The sequence below is a fragment of the Sphingopyxis sp. CR5 genome (genome assembly GCF_059693785.1).
Window position 1 is genome coordinate 259,917 of record NZ_JCATIE010000003.1, and the last position, 24,249, is coordinate 284,165.

Consider the following 24,249-nt stretch of genomic DNA (forward strand, 5'->3'; position numbering starts at 1 on the left):
AGCCATGAAACAACGTGTCGCAGCCTGTCTTTTGACAGCATTCGCTGCACTGGCGATAGGGCCGTCGCCGGCCAATGCCTGGGGGGTGACCGGACATGCGACGGTGGCGATCATCGCGCAAAACCGGCTCACTCCTGCGGTTCTGGAAGAGATCCAGGGGTTGCTCGCGCTCGAAGGCTATACGGAGATGTGGCGTGTGGCGTCGTGGGCGGACCACAACCGGGCGCCCGGTATGCCCGTCGATCCGGACGAGCCGATCCATTCGGCGCGCATCCCCTTCAGCGGTGACGCGCCCGCTCACGCCTGCCCCGGAACGACGGCACTGTGCGCGGACGAGGCGGTCGACCATTATACCGCCGTGCTCGCGGACCGCAGCCTCGCGGCATCGGTGCGTCTCGAGGCGCTGAAATATGTGATCCACATGGTCGGTGACCTGCACCAGCCGCTGCATGGGTCCGATCCGATCGGCTATAATCAAGTGTCCTACAAGGGCAGCGTGACGATCATCCATTCGATCTGGGACAACCAGGTCGTTACGGAACACACGACCAACGGCTATAACCTCGCTGCCGAGCTGAGCGCGAACGGGGTTGCCGTCACCGTGGGCGGCACGCCGCGCGACTGGGCGGTCGAGAGCAGCGATATGGCTCGCGACCATATATATGACGTGCTTCCCGTCTGCTGGTCCGCCTGTCCGACGACGCCGACTGTTCTGCCGAACAGCTATGCGGCGGACAAATATCCGCTGGCTGCACAGCGGCTCAAACAGGCCGGCTATCGCCTCGGCGATCTGCTGAACGCGACGCTGACCCCGTGAACCCGGCGGCGCCGAACCGGCGTGCAAATGGCCGACAGGTCCGAACGACGCTGGTGCTTGCCATCCTCGCGTCGGTGGCGGCCCTGGGATCGTTCCTGCTGGCTCCCAGCCCTCCGCCGGAGGTGCAGGGTAGGCCGGTGAGAGTGGCCGCCGTCGCGATCAACCGACCGCCCGCCGCGCCCGCGCCAACGCCTTCGGTGGTAGAGGTCGGCCTCGCCGGTACCTGGAGCACGTCCGATAATGGCGATGATCCCGGCGCGTCATGCGATCTGCAGAGCGCGATCACCTTCCTTGCCGATGGTCAATATTTCACCAACGGCGAATCCGGTCGCTACGAGGTTGCGCGCGGTTCGATCACGCGGTTCGACCGTATTCTCTACGATATCGATGCGGGCGAGGACCGATCCCAATTCGACCGTCGGATCACCGAAGCTTTGACCCTGTCCAGTCGCGGCAGCGCGCAAATCGGCGCGCGGGTCCTGTTCCGATGCGAAAAACGAGCACCCGAGGAGAGACGATCATGAGCATGTATTCGAAGACGTTCGCCGTTCTGGCTTCATTCGCACTCTGCATCAGCCCGTTGCCCGCATTGGCGTGGGGCAATGTGGGTCATGCGACGGTTGCCAATATCGCGCAGGCCAATCTTGAAGCGGCCGTTCTGACCGAAATTCAGGGTCTGCTCGCGATTGAAGGCGCCACGACCCTTGCCGATGTCGCCTCCTGGGCCGACACCCAGCGCTTGCCCGGCACGCCGATCCACAGCACGCGTGTCCCGGTGGACGGGTCCCCGACCCCGGAGCATCCCTGTCCCGATACGGGTATGTGCGCCGACGAGGCGGTCCTGCACTACAGCGCCATCCTTGGCGATCGGCAGCAAGCGCCGGCGGCGCGGCTCGAGGCGCTCAAATATGTCGTCCACCTCGTCGGCGACCTGCACCAACCTCTGCACGGATCCGACCCCATCGGGTACAATATGGTGCTCTACGGCCTGAGCCTTAAGGGGATTCACGCCGTCTGGGACAAGGATGTGGTCGAGGACCACAGCGAGGACCCTGTCGCGCTCGCGTCCGAACTGATGAGCAACGGGTTGACGTTCACGCTGGGTGGCACCCCGCGAGACTGGGCCGTCGAAAGCAGCGCGATGGCGCGCGATCATATCTTCGACACGCTTCCCGCCTGCTACACGCTCCAATCCCCGATCTGCCCCGCCGTCGCGACGCTTCCATCGAACTACTCGGCGGTGAAGTATCCGCTCGCGGCACAGCGCCTGAAGCAGGCGGGCCTGCGGCTGGCCCAGCAGCTTAACGAGGTACTGGGGTAATTAGGCGTGCCGGGAGTTGGTAGGCATCCGGCCCCAAATTGAAGGTGCGGGAGCCAAGGAGGCGCGCCTTGCCGGAACGCTCCCGGCAGGCCACGAATCTGCACGACGGGAATCTTCCTCACGAACCTATATGTGGAAGCTTGCCGCAGGGCGGGCGGAACCGGAGAGGGCGCTTCCAGCGCCAGAACCTGCACGAACAGGAAATGGCTCCCCGGGCAGGATTCGAACCTGCGACCAATCGATTAACAGTCGATTGCTCTACCGCTGAGCTACCGAGGAGCAGCCCGCCTTGGCGGGCGAGGCGCCCCTTTGCCGCCGCGCGCGTGATTTTGCAAGGGGGTATTGGAATATTTCGGCTGATCGGTGGCGTGGACCCGCCGCCCCTCTCGGCGTCGGCCACAGCGCGCGCGCGTCGACCGCGCGCCCCTTTGTCAGACGATGAATTGTTCCATCGCGATGCGTTCGTCGAGCCCCTGGTCGGGATCGAAGAGCAAGGTCAGCGGCCGGCTGCGATCGGTCGTCACCGTCACCGTCTTGACCTCGCGTATTTCGCGCTGGTCGGCGACGGCGCTTACCGGCCGCTTCGCCGCCTCGCGGACGTTGAAGCGGATGTTCGTCGATTCGGGGACCAGCGCACCGCGCCAGCGGCGGGGTCGGAACGGGCTGATCGGGGTGAGCGCGAGCAGGTCGGAGCCTAGCGGCAGGATCGGGCCGTTGGCCGAGAGATTATAGGCGGTCGATCCGGCGGGGGTCGCCACGAGCACGCCGTCGCAGGCGAGTTCCTCGAGCATCGTGCGCTCGTTGATCATCACTTCGAGCTTTGCGGCCTGGCGCGTTTCGCGCAGCAGTGAAATTTCGTTGATCGCGGGCAATATGTGCCGTTCGCCACTGATCGTGGTGATGTCGCCCTGCAACGGATGGATCAGGAAGGTGCGCGCCGCGGTCAGCCGCTCGAGGAGGCCCTCGACGCGAAATTCGTTCATCAGGAAGCCGACCGTCCCGCGGTTCATCCCGAAGACCGGCAAGGTGCGCCGCTGGTCGAGCAGCTGGTGCAGCATCGCGAGCAGGAAGCCGTCGCCGCCGAGCGCGATCAGCAGATCGGCTTCGGCAAGATCGACGAAATCGTAAAGCGGCCGGAGTTCTGCTTCGGCTTCCTGCGCGGCGGGCGCGTTCGATGCGACGAGCGCGATCTTGCGTTGCATATCGATCCCCCAAGCAGAGCGGCGCGTCAGCCGCCCGTTGCACTCATATGACGCGCGACCGCCGGTGCGGATCTGGCTTCGATCTCAAAGTCATGCGCGCGGGGTTTGCCAGCGAGCGCGCGATCGATCAAGTCGTCGACCGCGTCCGGCGCGTCGCCACGCAACGCGGCGCGCAAATCGACATGATCATCCTGGCCCAGGCACATATAGATGCGCCCCTCGACCGTCAGGCGGATGCGGTTGCAGCTTGCGCAGAAATTGTCCGACAGCGGTGTGATCAGCCCGATCGTGACCGGGCTGTCCTCGATCGCGAAATAGCGTGCCGGGCCGCCGGTGCGCTTGTCGACGGGCCAGATGGCGCGTTCGGCGCGCAGCGGCGCGATGAAGCGATGCAGCGGTATGTAATGGTCGGTTCGGTCGGCTTCGACCTCGCCGAGCGGCATTGTTTCGATGAGCGTCAGATCGCACCCGGTCGCCGCACACCAGTCGAGCATCGGCAGCAACTGGTCTTCGTTGAGGCCGGCCAGCGCCACCATGTTGATCTTGACCGCGAGCCCTGCCGCGCGCGCCGCTTCGACGCCGCGCAGCGCGACCGACAGATCGCCGACGCGGGTGATATGGCGAAAGGCCTCTGGGTCGAGCGTGTCGAGGCTGACGTTGATGCGGCGCACGCCCGCCGCGGCGAGCATCGGCGCGTGCTCGGCGAGCCGCATCGCATTGGTGGTGAGCGTGAGTTCGTCGAGCCCGGCGCCGATCAAGGCGCCAAGGCGGCGGGCAAGAATGTCGACCCCCCGCCGCACCAGCGGTTCGCCGCCGGTCAGGCGGATGCGGCGGACGCCGCGCGCAACGAATCGCTCTGCCAGATCGCCCATTTCCTCGATGCTGAGCACCGCCGAGCGCGGCAGGAAGGTCATATCCTCGGCCATGCAATAGCGACAACGCAGGTCGCACCGATCGGTCACCGACAGGCGCAAATAGCTGATCCGGCGGCCAAAGCCATCGGTGAGTGCGTCGGTGCGGGGCGAAATTGCGACCATGACGCCGATTGTGATGCAAAAGACAAGGGAATGGCAAGCAAAGCCTGATATGGGCGCCGCAATGAATCATAGTGCCGACCCCAACGCCGCGAGTATCCGCCACCTGACCGCGCTGCATGCGCGCCACGGCGCCGATATCGGCGTGATCCTGGTCCAGGTCGACCAGCTTGCCCGAATCAACCACAGCGCCGGGACCGAAACCGGCAACGCGCTGCTCGAGGAAGTGGCCCGGCGGCTCGACGCCTTTGCTGGCGACGAATTCGGCCCCGGCTCCTGTGTCGATCGCCTCGAAGGCCCGCGCTTCCTGATCGTTCCGGCGGTGCCGCTGTCGCTCGCCGCGTTGCAGGCCCAGGAACGTGCGCTGCATGTCGCGCTCGCCGAGCCGATGGTCGGCGATCCCAACGGACGGTTGGCGATTCGCATCGCGACCGCGCTGATCGGACGCGACGAGCCGGTCGACGACCAGCTTCGCGCTGCATCCGACCAGCTTGCTCGCCCTGCCTCGGCGCGTGATGGCGCGATGGTCAAGGCGGCGCTGTCGCGCGGCGAGGTCGCAATCTTCTATCAGCCGCAATATGATGTAGCGACCGGTGCGATGGTCGGAGTCGAGGCGCTTCTGCGCTGGCGTCACCCCGAACTCGGACTGCTGGGGGCAGGCCCGCTGGTCACCGCGGCGCGCGCGGCGCGAATGGAACGCGAACTCACCGAACATGCCCATCGCGTCGCGCTTGCCGAAGTCGCGGGGTGGCCGAAGGCGCTTGCGAAGCTGCGCGTCTCGCTCAACATCACCGCCGCCGATCTGGGCGATCCCGGCTTCGCCGACCGCCTTTCGGCGATGGTCAAGGCTGCGAAGATCGATCCCGACCGGTTGACGCTCGAACTTACCGAGCAGGCGATGCTCAGCGATCCGGGCAGCGCGGCGGATCAGCTCGCCCAGATCCGCGCGCTCGGCTGCGCGATCGCGATCGACGATTTCGGAACGGGCTATTCCAGCCTGTCGCTGCTCGCGCGATTGCCGATCGATTACCTCAAGATCGACAGCGGCTTTACGCGCACGATCGACGGCAGCGACCGCGACCGGATCGTCGTGCGGGCGATCGTCGACCTCGCGCGTGCGCTGGGCCTGCTTGTCGTGGCCGAGGGTATCGAGCAACAAAGCCAGCTTGCGCGGCTCGGCGAGATCGGCGTCGCGACCTGGCAGGGGTTTCTGAAATCGGGACCGGTTCCGGGCGAGGAATTATTGGGGCTGATGGAATGATCGGCGCCCCCGCGAAGGCGGGGGCCGCTATCGGTGTTGCGCAAGGTTGCGAGCGGCCCCCGCCTTCGCGGGAGCGACGTCAGGCGGCCTGCTTCGCCAGCTTGCCGAGCCCCTTCGACAATTGCAGCGCGCCGTTGAGGCGTGCGCCGGCGCTGCCCCAGTCGCCGCTCACCGACAGCCTGTTGTCGGGGCGGATGCGCGCGCGGCCCTTCAACCGCTCGACATAGGCGATCAAGCCGGGGACATTGGCGAATTCGTCGCCGTGGAAGCTGACGAGCGCACCCTTGGTGCCGACGTCGAGCTTGGCGATCCCCGCCGCCTTGGCATTCGCCTTGATCTCCATCAGCTGGATCAGGTTCGCGGTTTCGGGCGGCAGCGGGCCGAAACGGTCGATCATCTCGGCCGCGAAGCCGTCGAGGCCGGCGCGATCCTCGGCCTCGTTGAGTCGGCGGTAAAGCGCCATGCGCAGCGGCAGGTCGGGCACATAATCCTCCGGGATCAGGATTGGCGCATCGACGGTGATGACGGGCGACAACGCCTCGCGCGGCGGCGCGACGCCGGCACCCTCGGCCTTGGCGACGAGGATCGCCTCCTCGAGCATCGCCTGATAGAGCTCGAAGCCGACCTCGCGGATGTGCCCCGATTGCTCGTCGCCGACGAGATTGCCGGCGCCGCGAATGTCGAGATCGTGGCTCGCGAGCTGGAAGCCGGCGCCGAGCGTATCGAGGTCGCCCAGCAGCTTGAGCCTTTTTTCGGCGGTGTCGGTGATCGCGCCGGCCTCGGGTGTTGTCAGATAGGCATAGGCGCGCGTCTTCGACCGCCCGACGCGACCGCGCAGCTGGTAGAGTTGCGCGAGGCCGAAACGGTCGGCGCGATGGATGACCAGCGTGTTGGCGCTCGGAATGTCGAGCCCCGACTCGACGATCGTCGTGGAGACGAGGACGTCATATTTGCGGTCGTAAAAGGCGCTCATTCGCTCCTCGACCTCGCCCGGCGCCATCTGGCCGTGCGCGACGACATATTTGACCTCTGGCACGCGGGTGCGCAGGAACTCCTCGATATCGGGCAGGTCCTTGATCCGCGGGGTGACGAAGAAACTCTGGCCGCCGCGGTCGTGTTCGCGCAGCAGCGCTTCGCGGATCACCACCGGGTCCCACGGCGCCACATAGGTGCGGACCGCGAGGCGATCGACCGGCGGGGTCTGGATGACGCTGAGCTCGCGCAGCCCCGACATCGCCATCTGGAGCGTGCGCGGGATCGGCGTCGCGGTGAGCGTCAACACATGGACGTCGGTCTTCAGCTGCTTGAGCCGTTCCTTGTGGACGACGCCGAAGCGCTGCTCCTCGTCGACGATGACGAGGCCGAGGCGCTGGAATTCGACCGCCTTCGCGAACACCGCGTGCGTACCGACGACGATGTCGATCTGACCGTTCGCGAGACCGTCGCGCGTCTTCGTCGCTTCGGCGGCGGGGACGAGCCGTGACAAGCGGCCGATGTTGATCGGGAAGCCCTTGAAGCGCTCGACGAAATTGGTGAAATGCTGGCGCGCAAGCAGCGTGGTCGGACAGACGACGGCGACCTGGACCCCCGCCATCGCCGCGACGAAGGCGGCGCGCAGCGCAACTTCCGTCTTGCCGAAGCCGACATCGCCGCAAACGAGGCGGTCCATCGGGCGCCCCGAGGCCATGTCGGCGAGCACGTCGCCGATCGCGCGGTCCTGGTCGTCGGTTTCCTGATAGGGGAAGCGATCGGCGAAAGCGGGATAGGCGGCGTCGGCGGCCATCACCTCGCCCGAGCGGAGCGCACGCTGCGCCGCGGTGGCGAGCAGTTCTCCCGCAATCTCGCGGATGCGCTCCTTCATCCGCGCCTTGCGCCGCTGCCACGCCTCGCCGCCCAGCTTGTCGAGCGCGACGCCCTCGCTCTCGCCGCCATAGCGCGAGAGGACGTCGAGATTCTCCACGGGCACATAGAGCTTGTCGCCGCCGGCGTAGGTCAGCGCGACGCAATCGTGCGGGCTGTTGCCGACCGGGATCGAGGTCAGCCCTTCGTAGCGGCCGATGCCGTGGTCGAGGTGGACGACGAGGTCGCCGACGCTGAGCGTCGCGAGTTCGGCGAGGAAGGCGTCGGCGCTCTTGCGGCGCTTCTGGCGGCGAACGAGACGCTCGCCGAGGATATCCTGTTCGGTGAGCAGGCTGATGGCATCGGAGGCGAAGCCGTGGTCGAGCGGCAGGACGACGAGGGCGACGTTGTTCCCCTCCCGCTTGCGGGAGGGGTTAGGGGTGGGTGAAGTCTCGGATGCCGGTTCGGAAGTCGGCCCACCCCCGCCCCCTCCCGCAAGCGGGAGGGGAGAGGACAGGCCCAGCGCTTCCTGCCAGGTATCGGCCTGCACCAGCCCCGTGACCCCATGCTCCTTCAGCAGCCCGGCCAACCGGTCGCGCGCGCCGGTCGAATAGCTCGCGATGATCGTGCGGCGCCCCTTGCGGCGCTCGTCGGACAGATGGTCGGCGACCTTGTCGTAGACGTTGAGGTCGGCGGTGCGTTCGGGGGTGAAATCGCGCGCCGCGAAGGTTTCGAGGTCGAGTATGTTTGCGGCTTCGGGGACGTCGAACGGGGTGACGACATGCACCGGACGCGCCGCTTCGAGGGCGCGCCATTCGTCCGCGTTCAGATAGAGCGCGTCGGGCGCAAGGGGACGATAGCTGCCCGCCTGTTCCTGTTCGGCGGCGACGCGGTTGGCATGATAGTCGCGGATCGCCTCGAACCGCGTGTCGGCGGTCGCGTCGGTGCGGTGGCCGCGCAGCATTGGCGTTTCGGCGTCGATATGGTCGAGCAGCGTCGCGAGCCGCTCTTCGAACAGCGGCAGCCAATGGTCCATTCCGGCCTGTCGCCGCCCTTCGCTCACCGCCTGATAGAGCGGGTCGCCGGTCGCCTGGGCGCCGAACAGCTCGCGATAGCGCGTGCGGAAGCGCTTGATCGTCGCTTCGTCGAGCAGGGTCTCGGCGGCGGGAAGCAATTGCAGTGCCTTGGCGGGACCAAGGCTCCGCTGGTCGGCAGGGTCGAAGCGGCGGATGCTCTCGATCTCGTCGCCGAAGAAGTCGACGCGCAGTCCGGAATCCTCGCCGGCGGGGAACAGGTCGACGAGGCTGCCGCGCACCGCGAACTCGCCCTGGTCGGCGACGGTATCGACGCGGTTGAAGCCGTTCGCGACGAGCAGTTTGGCGAGCGCGTCGCGGTCGATGCGCTGGCCGGGCGCCAGCGTCGTCGCGAGCTGGCGGATGCGGAAGGGGGTGAGCGTGCGCTGGGTGATTGCCGCGACGGTGGTCAGGACCAGCTCGCCGCGCTTTGCCGGGGCCTGCAATGCGGAGAGCGTGGCGAGGCGGTCGGCGCTGACGCGCATCGAGGGCCCGGCCCGGTCGTAGGGCAGGCAATCCCACGCGGGAAAGCGATGGACGACGAGATCGGGGGCAAAGAAGGGCGCGGCGTCGGCGACAGCCTGCATCGCGGCATCGTCGGTCGCGACATAGAGCAGCCGCTTGTCGCTCGCCCGGGCAAGGTCCGCGAGTAGCAACGGCAGGAAACCGTCCGCCGCACGCGCCAGCGTCAGCGGCGACGACGCCTGCCCGATGGCGGCGAAAATATCGGCGGCAGAGTGGGTCATGGCAGCGGGATATAGTCCAGCCGGCGCATTGCGGCGATCATCGCGGGCCGGTCGAGATGCGCAGGCGGATGCCCGGTGCCGAGCGCCCATGCCATGATGTCGACGTCGTCTTCGTCGCACACCGCCTCGAACCACGCGATCTCGTCATCGCTCCAGGAGGGCGAATAGCGGTCGAAAAAGCCACCAATCATATAGTCGGCCTCGCGCGTGCCGCGGTGCCAGGCGCGGAATTTCAGACGTTTCAGGCGATCTTGCATGGCGGACCTTTTAATCGCGCGAGCGATGAAGCGGAAACGGATGTCGCATCCACTCACCGTTCGCCCTGAGCTTGTCGAAGGGCTGTTCTGTCTTTTGCGCCGCCGGAAAACAGGGACGGTGCTTCGACAGGCTCAGCACAAACGGAAGAGGGCCGGGTTTCCTTCGCTCGACACGAACGGAAAGGCGAGGCTAGACATGCCCTAGCCATGCGACCCGAAATCCTCAACCCGCTCTTTGCCGCGCTCACCGACCTCAAGGGCGTCGGGCCGCAGCTCGCCAAGCCGCTCGCGCGGCTGGGGCTCGAGCGGGTGGTCGACGTGCTGTTCCACCTGCCGACCGGGCTGATATCGCGCGTGCCCGTCGAACGCCTCGACGACGCGCAGCCGGGGCAGACGATCATCGTCGACGTGACCGCGCAGGACTATCGCCCGGGCCGCTCTCCGCGCGCGCCCTTCGGAGTCGAGGCGTTCGACAGCGCGGGCGACCATGTGCGGCTCGTTTATTTCGGCCGCACCTCCGGCCTCGCGCGCAAGCTTTTTCCGCTTGGCGAAAAGCGCCGGGTGTCGGGGCGGCTCGACCTTTACGGCGACATGCGCCAGATCGTCCATCCCGACCATGTGACCGAACCGGGCGACGACGACGCGATCGCGGTCCACGAGCCCGTCTATCCGCTTACCGAGGGACTGACCAATGCGCGGCTGTCGCAGCTCGCCGAGATCGCGCTCGAGCGGCGGCCCGAGCTTGCCGAATGGATCGACGCGCCGCTGCGCGCGAGCCGCGGCTGGCCCGCATGGCGCGAGGCGATGGCGCGCGCGCACGCGACCCCGCGCGACGAGGCGGCGCATGACCGGCTCGCCTATGACGAGATTTTTGCAAGCCAGGTCGCGCTGATGCTGATCCGGCAGGGATTGAGGACGCGCAAGGGTCGCGCGGTGCGCGGCGACGGGCGACTGACCGGGACGCTCGACCTGCCGTTCGGGCTCACGGGCGCACAGGAGCGCGTCGGGCGCGAGATCGCGGGCGACATGGCGCAGGACACGCCGATGCTGCGCATGCTGCAGGGCGATGTCGGGTCGGGCAAGACGCTGGTGGCGCTGCGCGCAATGTTGAGTGCGGTCGAGGCGGGGATGCAGGCTGCGCTGCTCGCGCCGACCGAAATCCTCGCCCGCCAGCATTACGCGACCCTGCAATCGATGCTCGCGGGGCTGCCGGTGAATCTCGCGATCCTCACCGGGCGCGACAAGGGGCGCATCCGCGAATCGACGTTGATGGGGCTCGCCGACGGCAGCATCGACATCCTCGTCGGCACCCATGCAATCTTTCAGGAGGCGGTGAATTATCGCGACCTGGCGCTCGTCGTGGTCGACGAACAGCACCGTTTCGGCGTCGCGCAGCGGTTGATGCTGACGAGCAAGGCGGCGCGTCCGCCGCATCTGCTGGTGATGACGGCGACCCCGATCCCGCGCACGTTGCAACTGGCGAATCACGGCGAGATGGACGTGTCGCAAATCGACGAAATGCCCCCGGGACGCACCCCGGTCGACACCCGCGTCATGTCGGTCGAGCGGCTCGACGAGGTCGTCGGAGCGCTCGAACGCCATCTTGCCAGCGGCGCGCAGGCCTATTGGGTGTGCCCGCTCGTCGCCGAAAGCGAGGCGAGCGAACTCGCGGCGGCGGAGGAGCGCGCGGTGCTGCTGCGCGCGCGGCTTGGCGATGCGCGCGTCGGCCTTGTCCACGGCCGCATGAAGGGCCCCGACAAGGATGCGGTAATGGCGCGCTTCGAGGCGGGGGAGATCGGCGTCCTGGTCGCCACCACGGTGATCGAGGTCGGGGTCAATGTTCCAGCCGCCAGCCTGATGATCGTCGAACATGCCGATCGCTTCGGCCTGGCGCAGCTCCACCAGCTGCGCGGCCGCGTCGGGCGCGGCACCGCGAGGTCGGTGTGCCTGCTGCTGCGGTCGCCGACTCTCTCCGAAACCGCACGCGAGCGGCTGGCACTGATGCGCGAGACGAACGACGGGTTCGTGATTGCCGAAAAGGACCTCGAGCTGCGCGGCGGCGGCGAGCTTTTGGGCCTGAAGCAGTCGGGCGATGCCGATTACCGGCTCGCCACCCCCGAACGGCTCGTGCGGCTGCTTCCCGTGGCGCACGACGATGCGCGGCTGTTCGTCGAACGCGATGGCGGCATGGACGGGGTGCGGGGCGAGGCGGTGCGCCTCTGCCTTTATCTCTTCGAACGCGATGCGGCGGTGCCGTTGCTACGGAGCGGCTAGACGATAAATCTCCACGGCGTTTCTTCCGCTCGCAATGACGGACAGGGAGGGGAAGGGGATAAGGGCCAATCTACACCGCCCCTCTTCGCTCGACACGAACGGAAAGGCAGGTCCGATTATAGCGACGGTGTTTTAATTCACGTCGCCCCGCGCACCCATCGCGCGGATCGTCGGCAGATAATCCTCGACCGAGATCATCGTTTCGAACTGCACCCCGGTCTTGCCGCCCAGCGACCAGACGACCTTGGCCGCGACGCGGCCGACGATCGGCATCCGGAACACGACGACCTCGCCGGGCTCCAGCGTCTGCTCGAACCGCATCAGCAACCCGTCGGCACTGATGTTGACGCAAGTACACATGTCCTGCCGTCCGTCGGGCAGCACGACGGGCAAGCGGCAGTACACGTCGCTACGCGGCGACAGCCGCTGGTCGAGCCCGACATAATGAGCCTTGTTCGTATCGATCTTGCGCATAATCCCAACCCTGCTGGTCTGGCGGGTGAAGATCAACCCGATTCCTCAAGAATCGGTAAACGGTCGCGCCCCTTTCAGCGCGTGACAAGACCGTGCTTTTTGGCGCCCAGGCTCACCGGGACCGGCTCCGCCGCCGGCTGGATCAGGTGATGCGGGTCGCGGATCACCGCGCCGTCGACCTTGACCGCGCCTTCGTCGAGCTTGCGCCGCGCCTCCTTGTTCGACGCGGCAAACCCCAGCTCGCGCAGCGCATCGACGATGCGCAGGCCTTCGGCGGGGGCGGCGGCTTGCGGAAGGTCGCCGCCGATATGCCCCTTTTCAAAGGTTTGCGCGGCGGTCTCGGCGGCGGCGCGGGCGGCGTCCGCGCCGCGGCACATCGCGGTCGCTTCATTGGCGAGGATCTTCTTCGCCTCATTGATCTCGGCTCCCTCGAGGGCTTCGAGGCGGGCGATGTCGGCCAGCGGCAGGTCGGTAAAGAGCTTCAGGAACTTGCCGACGTCGCGATCGTCGGTGTTCCGCCAATATTGCCAATAGTCAAAATGGGACAGTTGATCGGCATTGAGCCAGACCGCGCCGGCGGCGGTCTTGCCCATTTTCGCCCCCGCCGCGGTGGTCAGCAGCGGAGTCGTCAGTCCGTACAGCTCGCTGCCGTCCATGCGGCGGCCGAGTTCGAGCCCGTTGACGATATTGCCCCACTGGTCCGATCCGCCCATTTGCAGCCTTACCCCCATCGCTTTCGACAGGTGGCGGAAATCATAGCCTTGCAGGATCATGTAATTGAATTCGAGGAAGGTCATCGGCTGCTCGCGCTCGAGCCGCAATTTGACCGAGTCGAAGGTCAGCATCCGGTTGATCGTGAAGTGGGTGCCGACCTCCTGCAGCAACTCGATATAGCCGAGCTGCCCGAGCCAGTCGTGATTGTTGACCATCACCGCATCGGTCGGACCGTCGCCGAAGGTCAGAAAAGGTTCGAAGATCGTGCGGATCGATGCGATATTCGCCTCGATCGTCGCATCGTCCAGCATCTTGCGGCTTTCGTCGCGGCCGGTGGGATCGCCGATCCGGGTCGTTCCGCCGCCCATCAGCACGATGGGCTTGTGCCCGGTCTGTTGCAGGCGGCGCAGCATCATGATCTGCACCAGGCTGCCGACGTGCAGGCTCGGCGCGGTCGCATCGAAGCCGATATAGCCAGGAACGACCTGTCCGGCGGCGAGTGCATCGAGCCCTTCCGCGTCGGTCATCTGGTGGATATAGCCTCGCTCGTCGAGAAGGCGCAGCAGGTCGGATTTATAGGTCGTCATGGTGGCGCGGCGCTTAGCATGGGGTTTGCGATTTGGATAGCATGCGGAAAGAGCTGATCTGCCATCCCGATACGCCGCCGGAGGTGGTGCGGTCGGTGTGGGTCGAGGTGATGTTGTCGGCGGAAGATGGCTTTGCGCTGCGCTTCGGGGTCGAGGGCGATATCGCACGACTGATCGTGCCGCCCGGGGATGGCGAACTCGTCATCGCCGACGCGCCGACCGACGGGCTGTGGCAGACCACCTGTTTCGAGGCGTTTCTGACCGAGGAGGGCGAGGCCGACTATACCGAGTTCAACTATGCCCCCGACGGGCGCTGGGCCTGTTATCAGTTCGACGACTATCGCTCGCTGGCGAAGACGGACGATCTGGCGCCGTGGGAGATGACGAGCGCGCGCGGCGACGCGCTCTATGTGCTGCAAGTCGTGCCGGGCATTCTTCCCGATCGCGGCAGCCTGCTCGCCCTCTCCGCCGTGATCGAGGAGGCGGGCGGCACCAAAAGCTATTGGGCACTCGCGCACCCGCCTGGCAAGCCCGACTTTCATCATCGCGATTGCTTTGGACTGGTGCTTGGGGCACCCCCCGCGGCATGACAGTCCCATTCGGTATCGATCGCCTGCTCGCCGAACCTGCGCTGCGCGCGCCGCTGGCAGGCAGGCGCGTCGCGCTGCTCGCCCATCCCGCCTCGGTCACCGCCGACCTGACGCACAGCCTCGACGCGCTCGTCGCGGCGGGGGTGAACGTCACCGCGGTTTTCGGGCCGCAGCATGGCGTGCGCGGTGACCTGCAGGACAATATGATGGAGTCGCCCGATTTCACCGATCCGGTTTATGGTGTTCCATGTTTTAGCCTGTATGGAGACGTGCGCCGCCCGACGGGTCAGTCGATGCACACGTTCGACGTGCTGCTCGTCGACCTTCAGGATCTGGGCTGCCGCATCTACACCTATGTGACGACGCTGCTCTACATCCTCCAGGCGGCGGCAGAGCATAGCAAGGAGGTGTGGGTGCTCGACCGCCCGAACCCGGCCGGCCGCCCCGTCGAAGGCACGCGGCTCCGCGCGGGGTGGGAAAGCTTTGTCGGCGCCGGGCCGATGGTGATGCGCCACGGATTGACGCTCGGTGAAATGGGGCATTGGTTCATCCGGCACTTCGGGCTCGCTGTCGACTATCGGGTGATCGAGATGACCGGATGGAGTCCCGATGACGCGCCGGGGTTCGGCTGGCCGGAGGATCGCGTGTGGATTAACCCCAGCCCCAACGCCGCGAACGTCAACATGGCCCGCGCCTATGCCGGCACGGTAATGGTCGAGGGGGCGACCCTGAGCGAGGGGAGGGGGACCACGCGCCCCCTCGAGCTTTTCGGCGCGCCCGATATCGACGCGCGCGCGCTGATAAGGGAGATGGAGCGACTCGCGCCCGACTGGCTGACCGGATGTTCGCTCCGCGACATCTGGTTCCAGCCGACCTTTCACAAGCATGTCGGCGCCCTGTGCGGCGGGGTGCATATCCATGCCGAGGGTCCGGGATACGATCATGCCACCTTTCGCCCGTGGCGCGTACAGGCGCTCGGCTTCAAGGCGGTCCGCAGCCTCTATCCGGATTATCCGATCTGGCGGGGCAAGGATTTCAAATATGAATATACCGACGATGTGCTGGCGATCGACGTGATCAACGGCTCGCCACTTCTGCGCGAATGGGTCGACGATGCGGATGCGAAGGCCGGCGACCTCGACGCGCTCGCGCGGCCCGATGAAGTGGAATGGCGCGAAGAGGTCGCCGATTTGCTGATCTATCGCTAGTGTATGCGACGGACATCGAAACCGTTCGTGCTCAGGGCAAACGGCAAAGGGATAAACGGCATGATGCAACGACGGCATTTTCTGGGCGCGGCCGCGATCGGCGGCATGGCGGCGGGCCTGCCAGGCGCCGCATGGGCCGACGCCGATTATTCGGGGCTTCCCGACCTCGCCAAGAATGCGCAGCCGATCGGCGCCGACGAACATAAGGCGCGGCTCGCCAAGGCGACGCAGCTCTTGCGCGCGAACGATATCGACGCGCTGCTGATCGAGCCGGGCGCCAGCCTCATCTATTTCACCGGGGTTCATTGGTGGCGCAGCGAGCGGCTGACCGCCGCGGTGCTGACGCGGGACGGGGAGCTGGCGATCGTCACGCCCTTTTTCGAGGAGCCGTCGGTGCGCGAAAGCCTGGACGTGCCGGCCGACGTGCTGACCTGGAACGAGGACGAGAATCCGCTGGTCGCCGTCGGGGCATGGCTCGGCAAGCGCGGGATGACGAATGGTCGCATCGGCGTGGAGGAAACGGTGCGCTATTTCGCGGTCGACGGGCTCGAAAAGGCGATGCCGGGCGCGACGGTCGTTAATGGCGCCCCCGTCGTGCGCGGCTGCCGGATGATCAAGTCGGCGGCCGAGATCGCGCTGATGCAGGTCGCGACCGACATCACGATGGCGGCCTATCGCTACACCGCCCCGCGCGTCGAGGCGGGGATGACCCCCGCCGACATCGGGGCGATCATGAACGGCGCGACCAGCGCGCTCGGCGGATCGCCCGAATTCGCGCTGGTATTGCTCGGCGAGGCGAGCGCCTATCCCCACGGCAGCGGCCAGCCGCAGAGGGTCCGCGACGGCGAAGTCGTGCTGATGGACTGCGGGTGCACGGTTCACGGCTATCAGTCGGACATTTCGCGCACCTGGGTTCACGGCACGCCCAGCGCGCGCCAGCGGCAGGTCTGGGACCAGATGCACCAGGGGCAGCAGGTTGCCTTTGCGGCGGCGCAGCTTGGGACGCCGGCCGGCAAGGTCGACGATGCAGTGCGCGCCTATTACCAAAAGCTTGGCTGGGGGCCGGGCTATCGCCTTCCCGGCACCTCGCACCGCACCGGCCACGGCATCGGACTGGACGGGCACGAGCCGGTCAACCTGGTGCTCGGAGAGGCCACCAGGCTTGCGCCGGGCATGTGCTTCTCCAACGAGCCCGGTATCTATATTCCCGGTGAGTTCGGCATCCGTATCGAGGACTGCTTTCACATGACCGAAGCGGGGCCGAAATGGTTCAGCGAACCGCCGAAGTCGCTCGATGATCCGATCGGCTGACGGTCAGGCGTCGAGCCCCTTCGCCCGCTGGACCAGGCTGACCAGCACGAAGGAAATGATCATCAGCAGATACCAGCTGCCGAGCTTTTCGACGCCGACCATGTGCCAGCCGTGGTTCTGGCTCGGATAGGTCCAGGCGCGCGCGAAGGTGCCGATATTCTCCGCGAACCAGATGAAGGTCGCGACAAGGCCCCAGCCGACGAGCAGCGGCATGCGGCGGTGGACGTGCAGCGGGCGGAACCACACCTGACAACGCCAGAACAGCAAGGCGGTGACGGCGAAAAGCAGCCAGCGGACATCGGGCAGCCAATGGTGCGCGAAGAAATTGACATAGATTGCGGCTGCGAGCAGGTAACTCGTCCACGGCGGCGGATACCCCGTGTAGCGGAAATCGAAGATGCGCCAGACACGCGCGATATAGCTGCCGACCGCCGCATACATGAAGCCCGAGAAGAGGGGGACGGCACCGATGTGGAGCAGGCTCGCTTCGGGATATTGCCATGATCCAGCGGCGGTCTTGAACAATTCCATCACCGTGCCGACGATGTGAAAGATCAGGATGACCGCTGCTTCCTTCGGCGTTTCGAGCCGGAAGGCGAGCATGGCGAGCTGGATCAGCACGGCCCCGACGGTGATCGCGTCATAGCGGTGGAGCGGCGCGCCTTCGGGCCAGAAGAGATGCGTGCCGAGCAGCAGCGCGAGCATCAGGGCGCCGAACAGGCAAGCCCAGCCCTGCTTGAAGCCGAAGACAAGGAATTCGAGAAACCAGCCGCGCAGTCCTGGCGCGACGGCCATCGCTTCGAGCCGCGCGCGGACATCATGAAAGCGGCTGGAGCCGATCCCCTTTGGCGGCGCGTCCAGCGGTTGGGCCTAATGCTTGCGGGTCAGCTCGCGCATCGCATCGTCGAGGCCGGCGAGGGTCAGCGGGTACATGCGCTCGTTCATCAGCTGCTTGATCAGCTTCACCGACTGGGTGTAGCCCCAATGCGCTTCGGGCACCGGATTGAGCCAGACCGCGGCGGGATAGACATTGGCCATCCGTTGCAGCCACACCGCGCCGGCTTCCTCGTTGAAATGTTCGACGCTGCCGCCCGGGTGGGTGATTTCATACGCGCTCATTGACGCGTCGCCGACGAACACCAGCTTGTAATCATGGCCATATTTGTGGAGGATATCCCACATCGGCGTGCGTTCGGACCAGCGGCGCTTGTTGTCCTTCCACACCCCTTCATAGGGGCAATTGTGGAAATAGAAGAATTCCAGATTCTTGAACTCGCTCGTCGCGGCGCTGAACAATTCCTCGCACAGCTTGATGAACGGGTCCATCGACCCGCCGACGTCGAGGAAAAGCAGCAGCTTCACCGCATTGCGCCGCTCGGGGCGCATCTTGATGTCGAGCCAGCCCTGCCGCGCGGTGCCGTCGATCGTGCCCGCGATGTCGAGTTCGTCCGCCGCGCCCTCGCGCGCGAACTTGCGCAGGCGGCGAAGCGCGATCTTGATGTTGCGGGTGCCGAGCTCCTTGGTGTTGTCGAGATTCTGGAACTCGCGCTTTTCCCAGACTTTCAGCGCGCGCTTGTGCTTGCTCTCGCCGCCGATCCGCACCCCTTCGGGATTGTAACCCGAATTGCCGAACGGCGAGGTGCCGCCGGTGCCGATCCACTTGTTGCCGCCCTGATGGCGCTTTTGCTGTTCCTCGAGCCGCTTCTTCAGCGTCTCCATGATCTCGTCCCAGTCGCCCAGCGACTTGATCGCCTCCATCTCTTCCGCCGTCAGATATTTCTCGGCGACGGCCTTCAGCCATTCCTCGGGAACGTCGACGGGGTTCTGGCCATAGTCGGTGAGCAGACCCTTGAAGACTTTGTTGAACACTTGGTCGAAGCGGTCGAGCAGCCCCTCGTCCTTCACATAGATGGCACGCGAGAGATAATAGAATTGCTCGGGACTGCGATCGATCACCTCGCGGTCGAGCGCCTCCAGCAGCATCAGATGCTCTTTCAGGCTGGCGGGAATGCCCGCGGCGCGAAGCTCGTCGAGGAAGCCGAAAAACATGGCGACCGGCGTAACCCGTCGTCGGGCCGGGCGCAATCACTTTACGTAAACGGAAAGCGGTGCCGATCAGGCGCGGTCGCGCCGGGAGGGGGATTTGGCCCTAGACCCGCCGCGCCCGCCGGTTCATGATGCGGCGATGGAGACGGTACCGACCTGGTTTACCGGCCAGTTGCTGCTCGCGCTGCCCGGTATTGGCGATCCCCGCTTTGAACAAGCCGTGATTGCGATGATCAGCCACGACGAAGAGGGAGCGATGGGGATCGGCATTGCCGACCCGATAGACGGGATGAGCGTTGGCGCCGTGCTCGATCAGCTCGAGATCGACCATGACGATCCGCTCGACACCCCCGTTTTTCTGGGCGGTCCGGTCGAGCCCTCGCGCGGCTTCGTGCTCCATTCGGACGATTGGGGCGGCGCTGGAGCCGTGCAGGTCGCCGACCGCTGGATGATCTCGAGTTCGCACGACATATTGCGCGCAATCGGCGAAGGACGCGGACCTTCGCGCTGGCTTGTCGCACTCGGCTACGCCGGCTGGTCGCCCGGACAGCTAGAGGAAGAACTGGTGCGCCATGGCTGGCACGTGACGCCGGGCAGCGATGCGCTGCTGTTCGACACGCCGCCGGGCAAGCGGTGGCAGGCCGCCTTCGCCGAAGCCGGCATCGACGCGCGACTGCTGACCACCGAAGGCGGCGAAGCCTGATGTCATTCGTTGGGCAGGCGCCCTCCCCGCAGAGGGGAGGGGCCTGACCGATCAGCGCGCGAGGGCGATCTGCGCGCGGCCGGATTCCAGGTTGGTCAGCGCGGCGCGCGCGGCCCAGCGCGAATCCATGTAATCGCCGTTCGCGAGTTCCAGGTCATAGCGAATGGGGCTGGCCTCGGCGGCCTCATAGGCGGCCTTTGCGTCGGCCGTGCGGCCAAGACGGGCATAAGCGGTGCCAAGGTTGATCAGCCGCGACGGATCGCGCGCATCGAGGGCTGGATTGCCGGAGAGCTTTGCGACCGCGCCGTCGTTATCGCCGGCCTTCAGCTCCGAATAGGCCACGGGCAGCGCCATCGAATCGGGCTGTTGCGCCGTGACGACGACGATCGATTGCGCCGCGGCCGGGGTCGCGAAGGTAAGGGCGACAAGCGGAAGCAGAATTTTTTTCATCTTTGGTATCTCCCCGAAAACTTGGCCCGATTTTCCGGCCGCTTGCCGGAAAAGTCAATATTTCCGGACGTTTGTAACACTGGTGTCACAAATGACGATTATGCTTATCGCATGGCGCATTATAAGTCCTGATTTTCATAATCTTGGCTGATGCCGGCGGCTGTCACAAAAGCGATGATCCGATTGTCACAATCGGGGCGCGCAAAATTTTTTTCGTCCGGCGCGCGTCCGGACCCCCGTGATTCGGGCAGCTGCGCGCCATCGCTCGAGATCGGCGAGGCGGGCCGATCCTCCGATATAAAGAAAAGTTTATATTTGATCGCCGAAGCGGTTTCGGGTAGAGCGCGCAACATAATTACTCGCCATTCTTCCGGGCTGCGCGCAGCGGCCCGATCCACCGGACAGGAGATCCAGATCGTGGCCACCCTCGCCGCCGACGCCCGTGACTATGTGATTGCCGACATCGGCCTCGCCGATTTCGGGCGCAAGGAAATCGCCATCGCCGAAACCGAAATGCCGGGCCTTATGGCCCTGCGCGAGGAATATGGCGCATCGCAGCCGCTCAAGGGCGCGCGCATCACCGGCTCGTTGCACATGACGATCCAGACCGCGGTGCTGATCGAGACGCTGATCGCGCTCGGCGCCGAGGTGCGCTGGGCGACGTGCAACATCTATTCGACGCAGGACCATGCCGCCGCCGCGATCGCCGCGGGCGGCACCCCGGTGTTCGCGGTGAAGGGCGAAAGCCTCGCCGATTATTGGGACTATGTCGGCCGCATCTTCGACTGGGGCGACGAGACCGCCAACATGATCCTCGACGACGGCGGCGACGCGACGATGTTCGCGCTGTGGGGCGCGCGCGTCGAGGCGGGCGAGGACCTGTTCGAGCCGACCAATGCCGAGGAAGTCGAATTCGTCCGCGCGCTCAAGGCGTTCCTCGCGGCGAAGCCCGGCTACCTCACCAAGAGCGTCCGTACCATCAAGGGCGTGTCCGAAGAAACGACGACGGGCGTCCACCGCCTCTATCAGATCGCCAAGGAGGGCAAGCTGCCCTTCCCCGCGATCAACGTCAACGACAGCGTCACCAAGTCGAAGTTCGACAATCTCTATGGCTGCAAGGAAAGCCTCGTCGACGCGATCCGCCGCGCCACCGACGTGATGCTCGCGGGCAAGGTTGCGTGCGTCGCGGGCTTCGGCGACGTCGGCAAGGGCTCGGCGCAGAGCCTGCGCAACGGCGGTGCGCGCGTGCTCGTCACCGAAGTCGACCCGATCTGCGCTCTGCAGGCGGCGATGGAAGGGTTCGAGGTCGTGACGATGGACGAAGCGGTCGGCCGCGCCGACATCTTCTGCACCGCGACGGGCAACGCCGACGTGATCACCGCCGAGCATATGGCGGCGATGAAGCCGATGGCGATCGTGTGCAACATCGGCCACTTCGACAGCGAAATCCAGATCGCGGCGCTCGCCAACTACGACTGGACCGAGGTCAAGCCGGGGACCGACCTCGTCAAATTCCCCGACGGGAAAGAGATCATCATCCTCGCCAAGGGGCGTCTCGTGAACCTCGGTTGCGCGACGGGGCACCCGTCGTTCGTGATGTCGTCGAGCTTCACCAACCAGACGCTGGCGCAGATCGAACTGTTCACCAAGGCCGGCGACTATCAGAACCAAGTCTATGTGCTGCCCAAGCACCTCGACGAAAAGGTCGCCGCGCTGCACCTCGAAAAGCTCGGCGTGAAGCTGTCGAAGCTGACGCAGAAGCAGGCCGACTATATCGGCGTTCCGGTCGAAGGGCCGTTCAAGCCCGACCATTATCGCTATTGATTGCGGCGTCGCATCACATGAAACCGAAAGGCGGCGCCGGACGAATCCGGCGCCGTTTTCATTCGGCAAGTTTGCCCAGCGTTTCGCGCAAGGGGCCGAGCCATTCGGCATAGGGTCGCCACACTTCCATTCCGTCGCGGTTGAGCGGGCGGCGCACCTGTTCGCTTGAGGGAGTGCGGACGACGCGGTCGAGCTTGTGGAATTCAAGGACCGCCGCGTCCCATTCGAGCCCAAGATGCGTCAGCGCGGCTCGGAGATGCGGCTCGGGATCGCTGACCATCGCGGCATAATCGATGTGATGGACCAGGCCCGGGGCGACGCGGTCGAGGTGCGTCATCAACCGCACATAATCGACATAGCATTGCCCGATGTCTTCGAGCGCGAAAGAGGAAGCGTGCGCGCGCGAGAAGCTCTGCGTGAAGTTCGAAAAGCAGCAGTCCATTGCCGGACGGCGGATGTCGATAAACTTGGCTTGCGGAAGGATTTTTCGCAGGAAGAGTATGTTGCTCCAATTGTGCGGGAGCTTGTCGATGAAATAGCACTTGCCGGTCTTGCGATGAGACGCGGCGCGACGGAGATAATCCTGTCCCATCGCGGTCGCCTGATCGGGATGTAGCCCCGCGATCAGCTGCGGTACGGTAACGGGGCCGCGGCGCGTCGCCATTTCCATGACGCTCCGCAGGATCGCGGGAGCATAGGCGAGTTCGCCGACAGGCTCGATGTCCGGATGGCTACCGAGCATCTGTTCGAGCAGCGTCGAGCCCGAGCGAGGCAGGCTAACAATGAACACCGGCGCGCCGTCGGCCGACGTCGCGTCGGGCAGCGCAGCGATGAAATCGCGCGTCACGACACGTTCGAGCTCGGCGATCTCCTCGGTCAGTTCTTTGGCGTCATAGCCAATGCTTTCGGCGCGCTGGCGATTGGCCTCGCGATAATGGTCGAACGCCTCGGCATAGCGTTTGCGGTCGTGAAAAGCGCGGGCGAGCGCGAAATGGAGGGGTGCGCTGTTACGGATATCAATGGCGATGGCGGTCGCCCCTTTCATCGCGTCGATATCGGCGTCGGTCAGCACGCGGCTCTTGATGCTCGCCATTCCCCACCAAGCTTCACCATATTCATAGTCGATCTCGGCCGCCCGGCGATAGGCGGAGACCGCTGCGTCGACATCGCCGGCGGCGCGTAGATTGTGCCCCAGCGCGACCCAGTTGGCCGGGCTTCCCGGCTGGATTTCGGTCAGGCGATCAAAGGCGGCACGTGCTTCCGTGTTGCGGCCGAGCCGTTCGAGGACATTGGCATGCGCAGCGACCAACGCAGCATCGCTCCGTTCGCGGTCGAGCATGGCGAGAAGGGCCTCGGCCTCACTCAGACGCTCCTGTTGGTTTAGGACGGTCGCCAGATGCCGCTTTGTTTCGAAATTTCCAGGATCACGAGCCAGTGCTTGGCGCAGGAAATGTTCCGATTGGCCGAGCGCGCCGAGCAGCATCGCGATTTCGCCGATCTTGGCGAGGCCTTGGGGCTCATTGGGATTGCGGCGCAAATGCTCCATGACGCGCTGAGCGGCCTGTTCGAGGTGCCCCGCCTCGACGAGCTCGTTGGCTTTGGCAAGTAGGGAAAAGGCGACGACGTTGCCGTGGGTTCCGGTCGAAGTCACGCATTTCATTCCTTCATTCATAGCCCAGCACGGCCCGTAGGCCGGGGGCGTGATAGTCAACGAGCGCCCGGTGCCGCGGCCCCAGCACATTGGGGAAATCAGCCTTCACCCCAGTCAGATTCTCTCGTGACGTTCCGCTTTGTTCGCGGTCCGACCCGATCCGTATCCGATCGCGCCAGTCTTCCGGCCTTTCGATTCCGCACGCATTGAGCAGTCCGACGAAAAAAACCTCCGCATCAGCCGTGTCGAGGATCGCCAGATGGTGGATCAGTTCTTCATATTTGACGATATGCGCGCGCGCGCCAAGCCATGCTGCGGCGTTCATTTCATAAATGTCGCGCAGCGAGGGCGCTTTTCCCGGCAGGCCAAAGATCATCATCGTCAATAGCTCATCCGCGCCGAGCGCGCCCGATTTCAGATGATCCATGTTTCCGGAAAATTGCTCGGACACGAAAAAGCGCGCGCGCGCGATCACCCAATCATAGGGATCGCGATAAAGAAGAATCCGGCGCGCCGGCGCGGTCTCGATTGCGGAGGCATCGGCGAGGAAGAGATGACCCCAGCTGAGCATGGGGCGCGCCGGGTCGAAAGCGACGCGGTGCTGCTGCAGATTGGCCCACTGGATGAAATCGCGGTCATATTGCTGTTCGACGGGCACGAACATACGCAGAATGTTGCGCAGCAGATGACTGCCGCTCTTGGGCACACTGTTGAGGAAGACTGGTTGGCGGAGCGGCGCTTGGACGAAGCGGCGGTTCTCTTCGTCGAGCGTATCTGATTTTACGAGGACGGTCGGCATAGTCAGTCGGGAACCCTTGCTATCCGGTCAAAAGAAACGGGGCGGCATGTCGCCATGCCGCCCCGTCC

General features: G+C 65.4%; 22 protein-coding genes and 1 tRNA gene. 10 read left to right on the plus strand and 13 right to left on the minus strand.

Features of this window, described 5'->3' with window-relative positions; all coding sequences use genetic code 11:
• The first annotated feature begins 4 nt into the window (after positions 1-4).
• Genes AC58D2_RS06170 through AC58D2_RS06180 form a run of 3 tightly spaced genes read left to right on the plus strand, consistent with a single transcriptional unit; the run spans position 5 to position 2,138 of the window.
• A complete protein-coding gene (locus AC58D2_RS06170; RefSeq protein WP_497388346.1) occupies positions 5-817 on the plus strand; it encodes a S1/P1 nuclease in 813 nt (270 codons plus the stop codon).
• A complete protein-coding gene (locus AC58D2_RS06175; protein ID WP_497388348.1) occupies positions 814-1,341 on the plus strand; it encodes a hypothetical protein in 528 nt (175 codons plus the stop codon). The genes AC58D2_RS06170 and AC58D2_RS06175 overlap by 4 nt, the downstream gene beginning before the upstream one ends.
• A complete protein-coding gene (locus AC58D2_RS06180) occupies positions 1,338-2,138 on the plus strand; it encodes a S1/P1 nuclease (RefSeq protein ID WP_497388350.1) in 801 nt (266 codons plus the stop codon). Before AC58D2_RS06175 ends, AC58D2_RS06180 begins: the two co-directional genes overlap by 4 nt.
• 204 nt (positions 2,139-2,342) lie before the next feature.
• Here AC58D2_RS06180 and AC58D2_RS06185 read toward each other — a convergent pair.
• The 3 genes from AC58D2_RS06185 to moaA form a co-directional block, all read right to left on the minus strand.
• Positions 2,343-2,417: transfer RNA gene (locus AC58D2_RS06185), tRNA-Asn, on the minus strand.
• A gap of 152 nt (positions 2,418-2,569) precedes the next feature.
• Positions 2,570-3,340 (minus strand): NAD kinase, encoded by a 771-nt coding sequence (locus AC58D2_RS06190; RefSeq protein WP_497388352.1) that lies wholly within the window; start codon positions 3,338-3,340, stop codon positions 2,570-2,572.
• 26 nt (positions 3,341-3,366) lie between these two features.
• Positions 3,367-4,377: a GTP 3',8-cyclase MoaA gene (gene moaA, locus AC58D2_RS06195; protein WP_497388354.1), complete on the minus strand. Its 1,011-nt coding sequence runs from the start codon at positions 4,375-4,377 to the stop codon at positions 3,367-3,369.
• A gap of 61 nt (positions 4,378-4,438) precedes the next feature.
• Here moaA and AC58D2_RS06200 point away from each other — a divergent pair, with 61 nt between their 5' ends.
• A complete protein-coding gene (locus tag AC58D2_RS06200; RefSeq protein WP_497388356.1) occupies positions 4,439-5,635 on the plus strand; it encodes a GGDEF domain-containing phosphodiesterase in 1,197 nt (398 codons plus the stop codon).
• A gap of 79 nt (positions 5,636-5,714) precedes the next feature.
• On the opposite strand, the gene mfd is transcribed toward AC58D2_RS06200, so the two are convergent.
• The gene (mfd, locus tag AC58D2_RS06205) at positions 5,715-9,293 is read right to left on the minus strand and encodes a transcription-repair coupling factor (RefSeq protein ID WP_497388358.1); all 3,579 of its coding nucleotides are present in this window, start codon (positions 9,291-9,293) and stop codon (positions 5,715-5,717) included.
• Positions 9,290-9,550 (minus strand): succinate dehydrogenase assembly factor 2, encoded by a 261-nt coding sequence (locus tag AC58D2_RS06210; RefSeq protein WP_497388360.1) that lies wholly within the window; start codon positions 9,548-9,550, stop codon positions 9,290-9,292. Before AC58D2_RS06210 ends, mfd begins: the two co-directional genes overlap by 4 nt.
• Before the next feature lie 207 nt (positions 9,551-9,757).
• Here AC58D2_RS06210 and recG point away from each other — a divergent pair, with 207 nt between their 5' ends.
• Positions 9,758-11,824, plus strand: a complete 2,067-nt coding sequence (gene recG / locus AC58D2_RS06215) for an ATP-dependent DNA helicase RecG (protein ID WP_497388362.1) — start codon at positions 9,758-9,760, stop codon at positions 11,822-11,824.
• Between the two features lie 132 nt (positions 11,825-11,956).
• Here the strand turns inward: recG and AC58D2_RS06220 are convergent, their stop codons facing one another.
• Positions 11,957-12,298 (minus strand): PilZ domain-containing protein, encoded by a 342-nt coding sequence (locus tag AC58D2_RS06220; RefSeq protein WP_497388364.1) that lies wholly within the window; start codon positions 12,296-12,298, stop codon positions 11,957-11,959.
• 74 nt (positions 12,299-12,372) lie between these two features.
• Positions 12,373-13,599: a tyrosine--tRNA ligase gene (gene tyrS / locus AC58D2_RS06225; RefSeq protein WP_497388366.1), complete on the minus strand. Its 1,227-nt coding sequence runs from the start codon at positions 13,597-13,599 to the stop codon at positions 12,373-12,375.
• Positions 13,600-13,640: 41 nt separating this feature from the next.
• Here tyrS and AC58D2_RS06230 point away from each other — a divergent pair, with 41 nt between their 5' ends.
• The 3 genes from AC58D2_RS06230 (at position 13,641) to AC58D2_RS06240 (ending at position 16,708) form a co-directional block, all read left to right on the plus strand.
• Positions 13,641-14,189, plus strand: a complete 549-nt coding sequence (locus AC58D2_RS06230) for a DOMON-like domain-containing protein (protein WP_497388368.1) — start codon at positions 13,641-13,643, stop codon at positions 14,187-14,189.
• Positions 14,186-15,397 carry an exo-beta-N-acetylmuramidase NamZ family protein gene (locus AC58D2_RS06235; protein WP_497388370.1) on the plus strand — a complete coding sequence of 404 codons (1,212 nt, stop codon included), beginning with the start codon at positions 14,186-14,188 and terminating at the stop codon, positions 15,395-15,397. Before AC58D2_RS06230 ends, AC58D2_RS06235 begins: the two co-directional genes overlap by 4 nt.
• Positions 15,398-15,460: 63 nt before the next feature.
• Positions 15,461-16,708 carry a M24 family metallopeptidase gene (locus AC58D2_RS06240; RefSeq protein WP_497388584.1) on the plus strand — a complete coding sequence of 416 codons (1,248 nt, stop codon included), beginning with the start codon at positions 15,461-15,463 and terminating at the stop codon, positions 16,706-16,708.
• A gap of 3 nt (positions 16,709-16,711) precedes the next feature.
• Here AC58D2_RS06240 and AC58D2_RS06245 read toward each other — a convergent pair whose 3' ends face one another.
• Both AC58D2_RS06245 and AC58D2_RS06250 read right to left on the minus strand, forming a co-directional pair.
• Positions 16,712-17,503: a DUF817 domain-containing protein gene (locus tag AC58D2_RS06245; RefSeq protein WP_497388372.1), complete on the minus strand. Its 792-nt coding sequence runs from the start codon at positions 17,501-17,503 to the stop codon at positions 16,712-16,714.
• Positions 17,504-17,578: 75 nt separating this feature from the next.
• Positions 17,579-18,757 carry a vWA domain-containing protein gene (locus AC58D2_RS06250; RefSeq protein WP_497388374.1) on the minus strand — a complete coding sequence of 393 codons (1,179 nt, stop codon included), beginning with the start codon at positions 18,755-18,757 and terminating at the stop codon, positions 17,579-17,581.
• A 136-nt stretch (positions 18,758-18,893) separates the two neighbouring features.
• Between AC58D2_RS06250 and AC58D2_RS06255 the strand changes: the two genes are divergently transcribed.
• Positions 18,894-19,457 carry a YqgE/AlgH family protein gene (locus AC58D2_RS06255; protein ID WP_497388586.1) on the plus strand — a complete coding sequence of 188 codons (564 nt, stop codon included), beginning with the start codon at positions 18,894-18,896 and terminating at the stop codon, positions 19,455-19,457.
• 51 nt (positions 19,458-19,508) lie between these two features.
• Here the strand turns inward: AC58D2_RS06255 and AC58D2_RS06260 are convergent, their stop codons facing one another.
• Both AC58D2_RS06260 and AC58D2_RS06265 read right to left on the minus strand, forming a co-directional pair.
• Positions 19,509-19,907: a hypothetical protein gene (locus AC58D2_RS06260; RefSeq protein WP_497388376.1), complete on the minus strand. Its 399-nt coding sequence runs from the start codon at positions 19,905-19,907 to the stop codon at positions 19,509-19,511.
• A gap of 119 nt (positions 19,908-20,026) precedes the next feature.
• Positions 20,027-20,332, minus strand: coding sequence for a hypothetical protein (locus AC58D2_RS06265; protein ID WP_497388378.1), 306 nt, complete (start codon positions 20,330-20,332; stop codon positions 20,027-20,029).
• On the opposite strand from AC58D2_RS06265, the gene ahcY reads away from it, so the two are divergent.
• Positions 20,325-21,731: an adenosylhomocysteinase gene (gene ahcY / locus AC58D2_RS06270; RefSeq protein ID WP_497388379.1), complete on the plus strand. Its 1,407-nt coding sequence runs from the start codon at positions 20,325-20,327 to the stop codon at positions 21,729-21,731. The genes AC58D2_RS06265 and ahcY overlap by 8 nt on opposite strands.
• A gap of 58 nt (positions 21,732-21,789) precedes the next feature.
• On the opposite strand, the gene AC58D2_RS06275 is transcribed toward ahcY, so the two are convergent.
• Positions 21,790-23,382 (minus strand): tetratricopeptide repeat-containing sulfotransferase family protein, encoded by a 1,593-nt coding sequence (locus AC58D2_RS06275; RefSeq protein WP_497388381.1) that lies wholly within the window; start codon positions 23,380-23,382, stop codon positions 21,790-21,792.
• 13 nt (positions 23,383-23,395) lie between these two features.
• Positions 23,396-24,181: a hypothetical protein gene (locus AC58D2_RS06280; RefSeq protein ID WP_497388383.1), complete on the minus strand. Its 786-nt coding sequence runs from the start codon at positions 24,179-24,181 to the stop codon at positions 23,396-23,398.
• Positions 24,182-24,249: the final 68 nt, after the last annotated feature.